We start from the raw sequence: 15181 nt of genomic DNA, 5'->3' as shown, positions 1-15181 counted from the left end.
AAGCTCCTAACCTACATCCCCATATTAGAACTTTTATTAGAATTTTTATCAGTCACAAAAATATCTTCACTCTTCAGTACTGATATTGCTGTTTTAAAAAATACTTTTATGTCGAGCCACCAAGATAAGTGGTCAATATAGTAGATGTCATTTTGTATTCGTTCTTTCCAAGGTACCGTATTTCTAAAATAAGCTTGATTATATCCTGTTACTCCTGGTCTAATTTCTAGTTTTCGCTCTTCATTGCCCTCGTAAAGTTTACGATGTTCCGGCAAGTCTGGTCTGGGACCGATGATACTCATATCACCTTTAATAATATTCAATAGCTGCGGTGTCTCATCAAGACTAGTTTTGCGTATAAACTTTCCAATTTTAGTTAGCCTCGGGTCATCTTCTGCATTAAAAGTTGACCCATCTTCATTTCTAAGGTCAGGTGCATTCATTTTCATAGAACGGAATTTATACATCTTAAATACTTTTCCATTCATACCTAACCGAGGTGCATTATAAAAGATTGATCCTTTATCTTGGAAATAAATAATCGGCCCAACAATAATCAGTATTAATAGCCATAATGGCAGAGCTACTATGGCAAGTATTAAGTCAAATAGTCTTTTTAAAAAAATCTTATACATTCTGTCCCCTCACTTGAGAGCCATTACTTAAAACTTTATTTACTATCTTCTTTAAAGTCACAATAATATACTCTACATCTTCATCACTAAGTAGAGTATGCAGTGGCAATGTAATCTCATTCTTATAAACATCAAAAGCATTAGGATAATCCTTAATATCAAACCCTAAATTCTTATAGGCAGTAAACATTGGTAAAGGCTTATAATGAACATTACAAGCTACTCCTGCTTCAGCCATTTTTACAATTATTTCATTTCTCTCAGTTTTCCCAATCCCAGGTATCCTTGCTAAATAAAGATGCCCTGATGAGGCAAACTCATCACCATAATGCTGCAAACTTTGAATACCTAAAGGCAATAGCGCCCTATCATACATCTCAATAATTTCTTTCCGTCTATACAAGAGACCTTTGTATCTTTCTAATTGTATTAAACCAATCCCAGCCATAATATCAGTCATATTGCACTTGTAAGCGGGATAGACAATGTCATATTCCCATGCACCTTTTTGGGTTTTAGCCAAGGCATCTTTTGACTGGCCATGTAAACTATAAAGCATATATTGTTTATATAGCCATTCATCATCCAACCCTAAACCACTGCCCCAAACAACCGCTCCACCTTCAGCTGTTGTCAAATTCTTAACTGCATGGAATGAAAAACAAGTGAAATCTGCAACTTGTCCACATTTCAACTCATTTCTTTCAGCTCCGAAAGCATGTGCAGCATCAGTCATTACAATTACTCTATTAAACAACTCTTGGAGTCCATTATTAGCCTTAAATAGTTCTCGCTTGCTTTCTACTATTTCATATAAAAGATCATAATTACACATCTTACCTGCTATATCAACTGGAATAATTACCTTTGTCTTCTCTGTAATCGCATTAGCAAGTTTTGTATAATCCATTTCAAAAGAATCTGGTGCTGTATCAACTAGAACTATTTTAGCCCCAACATGATCTATAACCGAAGCAGATGCTGTATACGTATATGCTGAAGTAATTACTTCATCACCAGGTCCTACCCCTAAAATTCGGAGGGTTAGTTCCATTGCTGCGGTTGCAGAATTAAGACATACTGCTTTGTTTACACCTACATATTCAGCAATTTTCTTTTCAAACTCTTTTGTTCTTGGTCCTGTAGTAATCCAGCCAGACTTCAACGCCTTTATGACTTCTTCAATTTCTTCGTCCGTAATATCAGGAGGAGAGAAGGGGATGTTCCTTACTTTGGTATCAGGCATTTTTATTTTCCTCACTTTACTTAGGTATTGGTTTATAAAAATAATTATTCTTCTTTAGTCACTTAATACTTAGAGGGATATAAATTTTTATCTTATCCAACTAACTAGTAATCCACTAAAGTCGAAAGAATATTATTAAATATAATTATTTTAGTAACCTTGAGTGCTAGTCTTTAGTTGGTTAGTAATATGATATTCTTAACCAACTAAAGACACTATACTACCCCTACTTCAAACTTAATTGAACTTCTCTCACATCGTTAATCAGAGAATCATCGTTGCTACTTACTACATCTCTCAAATAATTTAAAATATCATCTCTGAGATCCTCATGCTGTAAAGCAAACTCAATCGTCGTCTTCACAAACCCAATCTTCTCCCCAACATCATACCTCTTACCCTCAAAATCATAAGCAAACACTCGCTGAATCTGATTCAACTTCTGAATCGCATCCGTCAACTGAATCTCACCACCAGCGCCAGTTTCCTGCTGTTCCAAATACATAAAAATTTCTGGAGTAAGAATATATCTCCCCATTATCGCCAGATTAGAAGGAGCAGTTCCTTGCTTTGGCTTTTCAACAAAATTATTTACTTGATATCTTCTACCGTCTTGGACCGAAGGTTCAACAATCCCATACCGATGCGTCTCCTCATTAGGAACAGTTTGAACACCAATAACAGATGAATGTGTTTCTTCATATACATTAATAAGTTGTTTTAAACACGGAGTCTCACTTTGGACAATATCATCACCAAGAAGAACCGCAAACGGCTCATCGCCTATAAAATTACGCGCACACCAAACCGCATGCCCTAAACCTTGGGGCTCTTTTTGACGAATATAATGAATATCAGCAAGATTCGTAGCGTAGCGAACCTTTTCCAAAATATCCAACTTTCCCTTTTCCATTAGGTTTTGCTCAAGTTCATGAGCTATATCAAAATGATCTTCAATGGAACGTTTACCCTTACCAGTAACAATAATAATATCTTCAATCCCCGAAGCCACTGCTTCTTCAACAATATATTGAATCGTTGGTTTATCAACGATTGGTAACATCTCTTTGGGCATTGCCTTCGTTGCCGGAAGGAATCTTGTTCCCAATCCAGCAGCCGGTATAATTGCTTTCCGTACTCGTTTCATGAAAAATCCACCTTTTTATACGAAATCAAACCGAGAGGTTTGAATCTATTAATCAATTATTTTATTTAACCGCAACTAAAGCAGTTCGCCGTTCATACTTATTATTAGCAACTGCAATCAAAGTATCATGCATCTCCATCTCACTCATATCTAACAAACTACCAATTAAACGGCGCAACTCCTCCGCCCGAATAACCTTCGCCTTCCCAATATGAATCTTCGGAAATACCTGTTCAGGATGCACCTCATTCTCATTAAGAAGTTCCTCGTACATCTTCTCTCCAGGACGAAGTCCTGTGTACCTAATTCCGATTTCTTCTATAGAATAACCTGACAGCTTAATAAGGTTTTTCGCAAGGTCAACAATCTTAACCGGCTCCCCCATATCTAAAACAAATATCTCTCCACCACGAGCAAGCGACCCCGCCTGAATCACAAGCCGTGAGGCTTCCGGTATCGTCATAAAATACCGCGTCATTTCAGGATCCGTCACCGTTACCGGTCCGCCAGCCTGAATCTGTTTCTTAAACAGCGGAATCACACTGCCGCGGCTGCCAAGTACATTCCCAAACCGAACCGCCACAAACTTTGTTTCACTATTCTGAGCCAAACTCTGAATAATCATCTCCGCAAACCGCTTCGTCGCCCCCATCACATTCGGAGGATTCACAGCTTTGTCCGAAGAGATCATCACAAAAGTATGAACACCGAAGGTATCAGCAGCTTCGGCAACATTCTTCGTCCCCAAAATATTATTCTTCACGGCCTCGCGAGGATTGTATTCCATCAACGGAACATGCTTATGTGCCGCTGCATGATACACAACAAACGGGCGATGCTCATCGATCACATCAAACATTCTTGCCCGGTCCTGAATATCCCCAATCACTGGAACAATCTCAATTTGACCTTGGTATTGCCTGCGGAGCTCCATATCAATCAAATAAATGCTGTTCTCACCGTGACCAACCAAAACAATTTTACTAGGATTAAACTTGCAAATCTGCCGGCAGATTTCCGATCCTATCGAACCGCCCGCTCCGGTAACCAACACTGTTTTTCCTGACACCCGTTCTGAAATGCCTGCGATATCTAACTCCACCGGTTCCCGTCCTAATAAATCCTCTACCTGAACATCGCGGAAATGATTAACGGAAACCTTTCCTGTCATTAAATCTTCCAGCATCGGCATGATTTGCGTCTTCGCTTTTGTTTTCGCACATTCATCAAAAATCCGCTTTAATTCATTTTGCTTTAACGACGGAATCGCAATCACAATATTGTCGATACATAGCTTCGTTACCGCCTCTTGGATCTGAGTAGAATCGCCAAACATCGGGATATTTAATATCTGCAGCTTGTATTTTTTCGGATCATCATCGATAAAGGCAACTGGCTCTAGCTCCGTATCCGCACTTTTCTGCAATTGCCTGGCCACCATGACTCCGGCAGCACCCGCACCAATAATGAGCGTCCTTTTTTTCGAGGTATCTCCCCTTAAATAGTTATCGCGAATCATTCGCCACACAAAGCGCGAACCGCCAATCGATAATACATACAGCATCCACGTTGTTATTAACGCTCTAACGTATATCTCAAAGTGGGCTATGTATTGAATAACCGCAGTCGTCAACACAGCGAATGTTACTGCCTTCACAATCGCCAGTAACTCCCCGACACTCGCATATTCCCACGCCTTATTATAAAGCCGGTAATAGCTAGCAAAAATATGATGACAGACCACAAGTGTTATCCCGCTTATGACCATAACGAATTTTGTTTCAATGATAATTGACGGATGTAATGGATAATAACTAAGATATAATGCCATTAAAACAAGACAAGAATCTAATATCCCTAACGTTACAAGCCTAGTTCTGTAAGTCACTCATCATTCCCCCTTTTATATTTTTTTCGTCTACCTAAACAGTCCTGGCCAAAAAAATAAATACCTAATGAAAACGCAAGTGCCTGACCACTTATTCTTTCATTAGATATTTATTATTGTAAATTTGTTTTTTAGTGGGCATTTAACCCAATCTCACATCATCCTTCTGGCGACCTGCGCCTAAGGGCCGAAAAGGCCCCACAGCATGATCGAGTGCCCCCATGGATAACGGACAGGGAAGCATCGCCGTAAAGAAGGTGAAGCCTGATTCATGATAAGAGAAGTATTCTTATCGGCTAATAGGTTAACTAACAACTTCTGAGTCCAACATGCCCGAAAGGGCAGGTCGCGGGACAAAAGTGGATATTGACGGTAAAAAGCATGAAGATAAGTCTTATTAACTAAAAAATCCCAAATATCTTCTTCTTCTTCCTAACCCGCTCCGGCACTTCCTTATAAACATGACTGCCCCCAACCACCAGCGCTGCATTTTCTTGAAACAAATAAACCATTTCATTCCCATACTTCGCCTGAATCACATCGAATGCCTCTCTCATCTTAAACGTCCGATTCCCCATATTATGGGCATCTGAAGCAATAAAATGAGTTAAGTTCGCCTCGATTAACTGGTGTGTAAAGTGCTTAATCTTCTTGCCAAAGTCGCCGGAAACGCTCGCTGCCGTGACTTGCGATAGTGCGCCCTTTTTCACAAACTGATACAGAAGATCCGGCTGTTCGACAATCTGCTGATTCCGCTCCGGATGGACAATCACCGGCACGAGCCCTTTCAGCTGCAGTTCATAAAACAACTTCTCCGTGTATCTCGGGACATGGCTCGACGAGAACTCGACCAAGACATTTTGGCTGCCATTAACCGCGAGGATCTCTCCTGATTCGTAACCGTCGGCCAGTTCTCCATAGATCCGTGTTTCCTGTCCAGCTAAAATCTTCAAATCTATCTTTTCTTGTTGTAATGCTCGATTCAATTCTTCGACACCAGCGATAATCCTTTGCTTCGGATTTTCGTACTGATTATTCAAATGATGCGGCGTGGCGACAATCGTGCGGATTCCCTGCTCGACAGCTTTCCGCGCCATTTCCAAACTCTCTGACAAATCCTGTGCCCCGTCGTCAACGCCCGGCAATATGTGACAGTGCAAATCAATCATAAGCCACACCCATTTCCGTTAAACTTTTATCTTATTAAGACTAACACGGTCGAAAGTCCTAGTAAAGGGGGGGATTTTGTCGAAATTTGTTACTTTGCACCATAATAATAGTAATAATCACTATTCTTAATCTCTTTATGGTTCAACACGACACCAAGCAGCTTACTTTGCGCGTGGTCAAGCAATTCTTTTGCCTTCTTCGCCTGCTCGATTTCTGTCTTCTCACTATAGACAACGAGAATCGAACCATCACACTTATTCGCGAGAATTTGCGGATCTGCTACGGCCAATAATGGCGGAGTATCTAAGATACAATAGTCAAATTGCGCCTTTACTTCCTCCATAAATTGCTCCATCGATTTCGAACTTAATAATTCAGCCGGATTCGGCGGCACCGGTCCGCTCGTTAACACATATAAATCCTGCTCTTCTGTTTCAACAACCGTTTTTTCGAGCGTCTTTTGCTTCGTTAACACGGTGGTAAACCCAAAGCGGTTATCCTCACCAAATGTATGATGAACCGTTGGCTTACGAAGATCGGCATCGACTAATAGGACTTTTTTCCCAAGCTGGGCGAAGGTTACGGCAAGGTTAGCCGCTGTCGTTGATTTTCCTTCTGCCGGTCCTGATGAGGTCACCATAATTGTTCTGATTTCTTCATCAATCGCGGAATATTGGATATTCGTGCGAATCGTCCGGTACTGCTCCGAAATCGGCGACTTTGGTGCAATCGCTGTAATCAGCTTTCTGCTTGGGTCTTTACTTGTTTGTGTCTTCTTCTGCTTACGAGCCAAGGGTCTCACCTCTTAACGTTGATTTTCGCGCCGCCCGCTTCAATTTCAATTCTTCGATTTGCTGGTCATCAATCGTGGCAATAACCCCTAGAATCGGCAAACCTAAGATTTTTTCAACATCTTGCTCGTTTTTAATCGTGTTATTGAAATACTCCAGCAAGAACGCAAGGCCAACCGCTGCCATTAACCCGACGACAATCGCAATCGCCACATTTAATAACGGTCTTGGTTTAATCGGCGCCGGATTTTCCGAAATATCCGCTTTTGCTAAAATACTGACATTATCAACCTTCATAATCTTCGGGATTTCTTTTTGAAATACTTCGGCTGTTTTGTTGGCAATTTGCGCTGCCACTAATTTATCCGGGTCTTGAACAGACAAGTTCACTACCTGCGAATCCTTTTCGCTGCCAACGGTAATCTTTCCTTTTAACTGAGAAGCCGTCATTTTTAAATCAAGCTCGCTCACGACGATATCTAAAATCGCCGGGCTAGTGATAATTACATTATAGGTATTAATCAATTGAAGGTTTGTTTGTACCTCACTTGGGCTATAAACACTTTGTTCATTTTTCTGTTGGTTGACGAGAATTTGTGTAGAAGCTTGGTAAATCGGGGTCAATAAAAAGTAACTAACCACACCACTTACAATGGCAGCTATTAAAGTTATCGACACGATTAGAAGTAATCGTTTTTTTAAGGTCTCAAGCAGCTCTTTTAAACTAATAGTCTCTTCCATTTCGGCCTCCTAATTTTATCACTACAAAACATAGAGTATTATATCACAATTTGTCAGCTTTTACTGTAATTTGTCAAATTTAATATTACATACTCTATTAAACACCCATTTGTAAGATATTTGAAGAGGAAATTAAAAAATGGTAAAAATTTCACCTATTTACAGAGGATCTAGCAAGTTAGCCAGCCGAACGAAAGACCTAAATAGAGTAGGCTCCCCGCCTCATTGCTCATTTCCCCCCCCTAACCCAAGCAACTCTTCACCGCTAGACGCCTCCCCTGCCAGTAATAAGAGGGAATTCGAAATTGGTATTAATTTAACACCAATCTTCCAAATATTAACAAGTTAATACTTCAAACTAAAAACATAAAAAAAAAGAGGTTTCTAACCTCATGAAAACAAACTCATTTCCCGATTAACCTGTGCACTGCTTGAATTTGTAATTTGGAAATATGGGCGGTCTTTTCCGAATTGGAAAAATGGGCGAGGTAGGTATCACCGAACGCTTCAATCTTGACGATTTTTCTCAGATTCACCACGTACGAGCGGTGGGTTCGGTAAAAGTAATTCGGCAGGCGTTTGGCGATATCCTGAAGGGAATCGGCGGACTCCACCTGATCCGCTTCCAAATGGATGATCGACTTTCTTCCTTCTTTCTCAACATAGACGATCTCTTCCATCGCAAGATAAAGAAGCGCTTGATTCGATCTTATAGCAAGCTTCCTGAGAGCGGCTGCTCCCTGCTTCGCTTCCAAGCGCTTGTGTAATTGCAGACCAATCCTGGCCTTTTCTAAGGCAATTAACAGCCGGACCTTCTCGATTGGTTTGACAATATAGTCGACCGCTGAGAGATTAAACGCCTCCACCGCAAACTCATCATACCCCGTCGTAAAGATCACCTGAAGAGATGGAACCATTTCCTTACACAGCTGTGCTGCCTCGATGCCGTTGATCCCTGGCATATTAATATCCACTAATACAATATCCGGCTGCTTCTTCCTGACAAGCTCAAGCAGCTCTTCACCGCTAGACGCCTCCCCTGCCATCACATATCCAGGAAATAACTGAATATAGTGGCCAAGCAGTTTTTTCGATGACAGGTCGTCATCCGCGATCATCACGTTCAGATTCTTCATGCCACCACTCACTTTTACACGCTAGTATTGATGCCGCTGCACCCCCATTATTTTACACCAATTTCGGGACAAAATGAAGGAGCAGTACGTTGTGTTTTAAGTGGGGACTGATACTTCCGAAAGACCGTCTGGGCGGTTAGTTTTTCCGGTTTGCCTAACAGGTAGCCCTGAATAATCGGCACATCGATGTTGATGGCCGCAGCTAAATCGTCGTCCTCTTCAATTCCTTCTAAGATCACGCCCATTTTGTACTGTGCATATTGAAGTAACAGCGAAATGATTTGCTGTTTTTCCGGCGACGTCGATAGTCCGATGGAAAAGTAGCGGTCCAGCTTAATGTAATCCGGGGAAAACTCAATCATTTTTTCTAACCCCGTTGCCCCTTTGCCGACATCATCAAGTGCGATCTTCATGCCGAGGTCTTTAATCAACGAGATTCTTTTCTTAAATTCAGGAAGAGCCCAGCAGGATTCTTCTTCTATCGTTTCATTTAATTCAATGACGACCCGCCCGCGAACGAACGGAAATTTTTTTACTAACTGATTCATGAATTGGTGAAAATGAGGATGGAGCAATGTTGATGGATAAAGATTGAGAAACAGCAGCCCCTCCGAAGGCTTTTTTAACGGAAACCGGCTGATCGCTTGTGCGAATGATCGTGTGTCAAGCTCGTATAACATCCCTTCCGTTCGGGCCGAAGCGAAGATCTGCTCAATATTGCCGCCGCCATAGCCCCCAGGAAACCGCAGCAATGCTTCATAACCAAAAATACTCATGGCGTCTACATTCCACATTGGCTGGTAAACATGTTCTATTTTTTGAAGGAGTACATCACTGATTCGACCCACGCTCATAACCAACCCGCCATTTCTGAAAGAGAATTTTTAAAATTCGTAAAAATTACCATAGCTTTTTATCATAAAGGATTTGTCATCCTTGTTTAAGTCGTTCAGTTTGCATGCTTGATTCTTGTTTCAAAATAATCCCAAAATGTTTCAACGGTGACAATAATCCGGTTGTGCTCAGCACTTCCTTCTAGATTCGAATCCGTGCCCTTCTTCGAATTCCCACCTGTAGATGCAACCTTTAGCTTACCCTCTGCCGCCGGTTCTACTCCCTGCTCTTCCGATGGCGCTTTATACTCAGCTAGTATATCCGCTTCGATCTCTTCCACGATTTCAACCGCATCCACTACTTCTTTTTTCAGCCAGGCTTCTCCATACAGAACCATCCATAGGACACCCAACGATAGCAGGACAGTAACAGCCTTTTGGATCACGATAATCCCCTCCATCTGAACGAGGGCCTTGGCAACCGTAGAAATCGTGCTAATCCCTCTAATTGGCGTACGGGAATACCTAGGATATTACTCCCTTAATTCCCTGCACATCCCAAATATAGCCATTAACGACAAAAGTGTCTAACCACCTTAATGCATGACAGACAGGAATATAGGCCTTATAACTTAAAATAATGACAGAATACGACATGAAATGTGACATTTCGCACACTTCCATAAATACGATTAGGTCTATTGTCACAGGAGGGTGGTCTTATTGATTGTGGGTGCTCTTTTTCCTGCTAAGGATCGGTCTCTGTGACCGGGAGACGCTTTTTTCCTCTGTCCGGGCACTGACAACCGCTCTCTGTGACCGAATGACCGCTTTTTTCCTCTGTCCGGGCACTGACAACCGCTCTCTGTGACCGGGTAACCGCTTTTTTCCTCTTTCCGGGCACTGATAACCGCTCTCTGTGACCGGGTAACCGCTTTTTTCCTCTTTCCGGGCACTGACAACCGCTCTCTGTGACCGAATGACCGCTTTTTTCCTCTTTCCGGGCACTGACAACCGCTCTCTGTGACCGGGTGACCGCTTTTTTCCTCTGTCCGGGCACTGACACCCGGTCACAGGCTTTATGAAACACTCTTATCGACCGTGAGTACTCTTTTTCCAATAGAAACAGCCGCCAGGAAATCTGGCGGCGGCTGATTAGTGTAAATGTTTCGCAACTACACTTAAAAAGGCTGGGATATCAATTGGCTTACAGATATATTCAGTAAATCCCTTCGCCAGTACCCGATTGATTTCATCTTGGAGGGCATTGGCGCTTACCGCAATGACTGGCGTTCGTTCGCAGGCAGGATTCGCTTTGATCCTGTCAAACACTTCACAGCCATTGAGATCAGGAAGGTTGAGGTCTAAAAGGATTAAATCCGGCCGCTGCACCACGGCCAGCTCGATTCCCTCAGCGCCGGTCACAGCAGAAAGGAAGCCAATCCCTGGAATCGTGCTGAGAATTTCTTTGATTAATTGCAAATTGGACAAATTGTCCTCAATATACAAAATCGTAAACTCGTTGTCTTCGAGCTGAACTAGCGCCGTTTTTTCAATCTGTGGCAGGCCGCTTGCTCCCGGAGTTTTCACGAGCGGAAGGCTGATGCAAAAGTCACTTCCTACTCCCATCTGGCTTTCGACAGCGACCGTGCCCCCCATTAATTGAATCAATTGGCGGACAAGCGAAAGGCCAATCCCTGTTCCTTCTATTTGCTGCTGACCGCTTCGGTAAAACGGTTCAAAGATCTGTCCTTGCTCAGATAAGGGGATTCCTCCGCCGCTATCGACAATATGAACGAAAAGGAAATCATCCCTCACGTCCCAGCGAATCGCCACGGTTCCCTTTTCCCGGTTATATTTAATCGCATTATCCAACAGATTCAAGATTACTTGTTGCAGCCTAAACCGATCTGCGACTACGTAACAATCATCCGGAGCGGTTTGCTCGATTAGGATGCGGACCCCTTTATTCGCTGCTAGCAGGGAGATAAAGCGAACACATTCATCAATAACGGTACCGATGCTTATGGCCTCCGTTTCCATTTTCAACTTGCCTGCTTCGATCGCCGCTGAATCTAGGACGTCATTAATTAATGTCAATAGATGAGTGCCGCCTTTTCCGATTTGATCGACAAACTCCCGCTGCTTCGCACTTAGCTTCTCCTCTAACTTCAGCAATTGCGAAAAGCCAAGGATCGCATTTAACGGCGTGCGAAGCTCATGACTCATCCGCGACAAAAACTCCGATTTCGCCTGATTGGCCTTGACCGCTTCTTCCTTTGTTTCGATGATGCCCCTTTCCATCGCCCGCCGTTCGCTAATATCTTCAAGCGCCCATATATGCCCCTTTAGTTCATCATCGATATAAAAGGGAAAATAGCTCCTTTTATAGATTTGTTTTTCAAAACGGTTTACTTCATCTACGACCGGCTTTCTATTCGCTAGGATTTCGTTAACAATATGCTTGTCCTGCTGATGATTTTGAAAATAGATATGCAGCAATTCAAAAAAATCCTTGCCAATCATCTCCTCAATCGGCATGTCTATTCGAAACAATTGGCAGCACCTGTGATTGATTGCGATGATTTTCCTGTCATCATCCATCACAACCATGCCAATCTCCAAACTATTAATCAGCGCCCTTTTTAACGCCAGCGACTCCTTGTGAATTTGCTCTGTCCGTTTGCGCTCGGTAATGTCCACACCAGAACCGATGACCTCGACGACTTTGCCCTTTTGCTTCACTGGACTTAACGTGACAAAATAATCCACACCGTGTAGCTGGGCTTCGTAAGCACTGATTTCGCCATTCCAGGCCTTTGAATATGCCTGCTCAATCCGATCCGCATCCTGTTTCGAATAAAACTGATGGAGATTTTTCCCCGTCACCATCGCTGGGGTAAGCCCCATTTTTTTAAGTAATTGACCTTCCATCAACGTATGAATGTAATGGTCGCCCTGTTTGACATACTTTAACGTCATTCCTTGCTGGCGGCGGATCGTATTGATTAAATCGAACTCTACATTTTTTACCCGTTGTCTGTATTTGAGGAGCAGCAGCAGTGTGGCAAACGAAGCTATCAGGGCAATCAGGATCGATGCGGCAGCAACTATAGGTTCGTACGAATTTGAAGCAAACATCTAAACTCTCTCCTTTATCTAACAGGCAGGGATTGTACAAGCCACATTTTCTCCCTTTCAACCATGAATTACCGCATTTGACAACTTTTACTATAAAAACAGTATAATGAATGGTATAATATACCTATATACTAAAAGGAGCGGCCCAAAATGACCTATTTATTAATGATGATTGAAAACTATCGAAATGAACTGTTTGAATTGGCCGAGCAATATGGTCCTACTGCCGCAGAAACGATTGAATGCAGTCAACAGTTAGACCGATTATTAAACTTATTAATAGCACTTGAGCAAAACCAACAACTAATTTCAAGAAGGTCAGTACGTTAAGGTGTCAGCTAGATCAGTTTTTTGATTTCATTAATTTTCAACTTCGAGATTTTCGCCAACTGGTCATAGTCCTTAAAATGAACGATAAAGCTTTCCTTTTGCGGGATGATTTGCGAAATCTTTTCTAAATTAATGATATAGGAACGGTGTCCATGGAAAAAAGAATCATCAAGACGAGGTAGTATTCGCCCCATGGGTTCGGACGTTTCATAGATCTCCTTTTCCGTATAAACAAGGCACTTCTTCCCTGCCTTTTCGATAAAGAGGATTTCATCGAGCGGAATAAACAGGGTCGTAGTTTGGTCCCTCAGCTGCAGAATTTTTTGCTGCTGCTTCGGACCGTTTCCGATTTTCTCCCGTTCAAACTCGATAATGTTTTTTGCTTTCTCCAACGCTTGCCCTAAACGCTCCTCCTCCACCGGCTTGACGAGGTAATCAACGGCAGCCATGGAAAAAGCCTCAATCGCATATTCATCATAACCTGTAATAAAGATCACTTTAAGCGACGGCAAAAAAGCAAGACACTCCTTCATCGCCTCAAGGCCATTTTTCTTGGCTAGTTTAATCGCAGTCAGCACGAGGTCAGGCTTCTTGACAATGACCTCCCATGCGAGCTGCTCCCCATTCACACATTGTCCGATCAATTGAAACTCTGGTAAACTTGTAAGTAAGCGTTTTATAATGTCTATGGATTCTTGATGATCGTCGGCTACTATCACCTTTATAGGACTCATACCTGCAATACCTTCCTTTAGACAAAAATAGAATCATGTCTATATTGTAAATGATTAATTACTACTATGAAAGAGTTGGAAATTAGCTGCAGGCAGGACATAAGACATTGCGTTCCATCCCCCTTCAGCCCCGATTATCGCCTTTTCACGTCCATCATCTTGCAAAATTGTAAATTGGTGCCTACAATAAATTCAATTACCTGACAATCCACAGGAGGAAACCCGCTAATCATGTATGTATTTCATTATTATTATTTGTTTATTATCTTCATCTTTTTGGTGATTACCTTTTTCCTAGGGCGATTTTTTCAAAAGAAAACGGACAGGCTGAAAACTTCTCTACAAGCAACAAATGAGAGGCTGACATCCTTCTTTACCCATACATCTGATGCGATTAATATTACAACAGTGGACGGATTGCTTGTCTATATCAATCCAGCCTTTGAACAAATGTACGGCTGGACGAAAATGGAGATACTCGGGAAACCGCTGCCGATCATTCCCGCCGAGCTGCACGAAGAGGAACGGCGAATGCGGGATAGCTTGCTTGCCGGAAACGCGATTAACCACTGGGAAGCTTCCTTTTTACGAAAAGACGGCTCTTTCCTTGATGTCGAGGTCTCGGTTTCGCCATTAAGGGATGTCGATGGCACGGTTAACGGCTTCGCGGCGATTACACGCGACATCTCCGAAAAAAAGCAATATGAGCAAAAGTTAATGGAACTCGCCTTCTATGATCCGTTAACAGGGGCCGACAATCGCCGCTCTTTCTATTTGCGCTTAGCGGCAACAATGGAGACGGCAAACGACGATAACCTTCGATTCGCCTTGCTCTATCTCGACTGTGACCACTTTAAATCAGTCAATGACACGATGGGTCACGATGTCGGCGATGAGCTGCTCCAGCAATTCGTCGGCCGGATTCAAGCCCTGCTGCCCCGGGCCGCTTCGTTGTTTCGCCTTGGCGGTGATGAATTCGCGATTATCTATTCAGAGCCGTCATCTGATGAGGAAATTACTCGTTTTGCGGACCGGCTATTGGCCGAGCTGCGTGTGAACTGGTCGATCCAAGACCATTCGTTTACAACCACCTGTTCGATTGGAATCAGCCTCTACCCGCACGATGGCACCTCGCAATCGGCGTTAATAACAGCCGCCGACCACGCCCTATACGAAGCGAAAGCCGCCGGGCGGGATGCTTATCGGTTTTATACCAAGGGGCATCGTGGAGCCGTGGTGGCGGCGGGAGCGGACGAGATTGGGGATGGGATTGGTAGCAGTGATGCGGGATGAGATCAGCACGGCGATTCGCCTTGTTAAGATTATTAGTTTGAATACAACTGCTTGGCTGCAGTTGTATTTTTTGTTTTGGGGAAGTGATTGAACGTA

14 protein-coding genes are annotated in these 15181 nt (G+C 42.8%); 2 read left to right on the top strand and 12 right to left on the bottom strand.

Features of this window, described 5'->3' with window-relative positions; translation table 11 throughout:
• Window positions 1–11: 11 nt before the first annotated feature.
• The 11 genes from ACIQCO_RS25015 to ACIQCO_RS24965 form a co-directional block, all read right to left on the bottom strand.
• Window positions 12–635, bottom strand: a complete 624-nt coding sequence (locus tag ACIQCO_RS25015; RefSeq protein WP_400434398.1) for a sugar transferase — start codon at window positions 633–635, stop codon at window positions 12–14.
• Window positions 628–1881, bottom strand: a complete 1254-nt coding sequence (locus ACIQCO_RS25010; protein ID WP_400434395.1) for a DegT/DnrJ/EryC1/StrS family aminotransferase — start codon at window positions 1879–1881, stop codon at window positions 628–630. Before ACIQCO_RS25010 ends, ACIQCO_RS25015 begins: the two co-directional genes overlap by 8 nt.
• 226 nt (window positions 1882–2107) lie before the next feature.
• Window positions 2108–3028, bottom strand: a complete 921-nt coding sequence (gene galU / locus ACIQCO_RS25005; protein ID WP_400434392.1) for a UTP--glucose-1-phosphate uridylyltransferase GalU — start codon at window positions 3026–3028, stop codon at window positions 2108–2110.
• Window positions 3029–3089: 61 nt separating this feature from the next.
• Window positions 3090–4916 (bottom strand): polysaccharide biosynthesis protein, encoded by a 1827-nt coding sequence (locus ACIQCO_RS25000; protein ID WP_400434389.1) that lies wholly within the window; start codon window positions 4914–4916, stop codon window positions 3090–3092.
• Between the two features lie 401 nt (window positions 4917–5317).
• Window positions 5318–6085 carry a tyrosine-protein phosphatase gene (locus ACIQCO_RS24995; RefSeq protein ID WP_400434386.1) on the bottom strand — a complete coding sequence of 256 codons (768 nt, stop codon included), beginning with the start codon at window positions 6083–6085 and terminating at the stop codon, window positions 5318–5320.
• A gap of 89 nt (window positions 6086–6174) precedes the next feature.
• Window positions 6175–6879, bottom strand: a complete 705-nt coding sequence (locus ACIQCO_RS24990) for a CpsD/CapB family tyrosine-protein kinase (RefSeq protein ID WP_400434383.1) — start codon at window positions 6877–6879, stop codon at window positions 6175–6177.
• Window positions 6869–7618: a YveK family protein gene (locus ACIQCO_RS24985; protein WP_066093627.1), complete on the bottom strand. Its 750-nt coding sequence runs from the start codon at window positions 7616–7618 to the stop codon at window positions 6869–6871. Before ACIQCO_RS24985 ends, ACIQCO_RS24990 begins: the two co-directional genes overlap by 11 nt.
• Window positions 7619–8022: 404 nt before the next feature.
• Window positions 8023–8766 carry a LytR/AlgR family response regulator transcription factor gene (locus ACIQCO_RS24980; protein ID WP_400434380.1) on the bottom strand — a complete coding sequence of 248 codons (744 nt, stop codon included), beginning with the start codon at window positions 8764–8766 and terminating at the stop codon, window positions 8023–8025.
• A 35-nt stretch (window positions 8767–8801) separates the two neighbouring features.
• Entirely contained in the window at window positions 8802–9608 is an 807-nt protein-coding gene (locus ACIQCO_RS24975) for an EAL domain-containing protein (RefSeq protein WP_400434377.1), read from the bottom strand.
• A 95-nt stretch (window positions 9609–9703) separates the two neighbouring features.
• Window positions 9704–10033: a hypothetical protein gene (locus ACIQCO_RS24970; protein WP_400434374.1), complete on the bottom strand. Its 330-nt coding sequence runs from the start codon at window positions 10031–10033 to the stop codon at window positions 9704–9706.
• A 709-nt stretch (window positions 10034–10742) separates the two neighbouring features.
• Window positions 10743–12728, bottom strand: a complete 1986-nt coding sequence (locus tag ACIQCO_RS24965; RefSeq protein ID WP_400434371.1) for a hybrid sensor histidine kinase/response regulator — start codon at window positions 12726–12728, stop codon at window positions 10743–10745.
• A gap of 150 nt (window positions 12729–12878) precedes the next feature.
• Between ACIQCO_RS24965 and ACIQCO_RS24960 the strand changes: the two genes are divergently transcribed.
• Window positions 12879–13058, top strand: coding sequence for a Spo0E family sporulation regulatory protein-aspartic acid phosphatase (locus ACIQCO_RS24960; RefSeq protein WP_400434369.1), 180 nt, complete (start codon window positions 12879–12881; stop codon window positions 13056–13058).
• 8 nt (window positions 13059–13066) lie between these two features.
• On the opposite strand, the gene ACIQCO_RS24955 is transcribed toward ACIQCO_RS24960, so the two are convergent.
• Window positions 13067–13777 (bottom strand): LytR/AlgR family response regulator transcription factor, encoded by a 711-nt coding sequence (locus ACIQCO_RS24955; RefSeq protein ID WP_400434366.1) that lies wholly within the window; start codon window positions 13775–13777, stop codon window positions 13067–13069.
• Between the two features lie 246 nt (window positions 13778–14023).
• Here ACIQCO_RS24955 and ACIQCO_RS24950 point away from each other — a divergent pair, with 246 nt between their 5' ends.
• Window positions 14024–15085: a diguanylate cyclase domain-containing protein gene (locus ACIQCO_RS24950; RefSeq protein WP_400434363.1), complete on the top strand. Its 1062-nt coding sequence runs from the start codon at window positions 14024–14026 to the stop codon at window positions 15083–15085.
• Window positions 15086–15181: the final 96 nt, after the last annotated feature.

This window comes from Neobacillus sp. NPDC093127 (assembly GCF_044754175.1).
Lineage (GTDB): Bacteria > Bacillota > Bacilli > Bacillales > Cytobacillaceae > Neobacillus.
Note: the sequence above shows the minus strand (reverse complement) of the source record. Positions and strands in the feature narration are given on the sequence as shown.

Coding starts and splice junctions, on each gene's coding strand:
- galU (WP_400434392.1), bottom strand. CDS start 3,028: ATGAAACGAGTACGGAAAGCAATTATACCGGCTGCTGGATTGGGAACA.
- ACIQCO_RS24975 (WP_400434377.1), bottom strand. CDS start 9,608: ATGAGCGTGGGTCGAATCAGTGATGTACTCCTTCAAAAAATAGAACAT.
- ACIQCO_RS24995 (WP_400434386.1), bottom strand. CDS start 6,085: ATGATTGATTTGCACTGTCACATATTGCCGGGCGTTGACGACGGGGCA.
- ACIQCO_RS24985 (WP_066093627.1), bottom strand. CDS start 7,618: ATGGAAGAGACTATTAGTTTAAAAGAGCTGCTTGAGACCTTAAAAAAA.
- ACIQCO_RS25010 (WP_400434395.1), bottom strand. CDS start 1,881: ATGCCTGATACCAAAGTAAGGAACATCCCCTTCTCTCCTCCTGATATT.
- ACIQCO_RS25015 (WP_400434398.1), bottom strand. CDS start 635: ATGTATAAGATTTTTTTAAAAAGACTATTTGACTTAATACTTGCCATA.
- ACIQCO_RS24965 (WP_400434371.1), bottom strand. CDS start 12,728: ATGTTTGCTTCAAATTCGTACGAACCTATAGTTGCTGCCGCATCGATC.
- ACIQCO_RS24960 (WP_400434369.1), top strand. CDS start 12,879: ATGACCTATTTATTAATGATGATTGAAAACTATCGAAATGAACTGTTT.
- ACIQCO_RS24950 (WP_400434363.1), top strand. CDS start 14,024: ATGTATGTATTTCATTATTATTATTTGTTTATTATCTTCATCTTTTTG.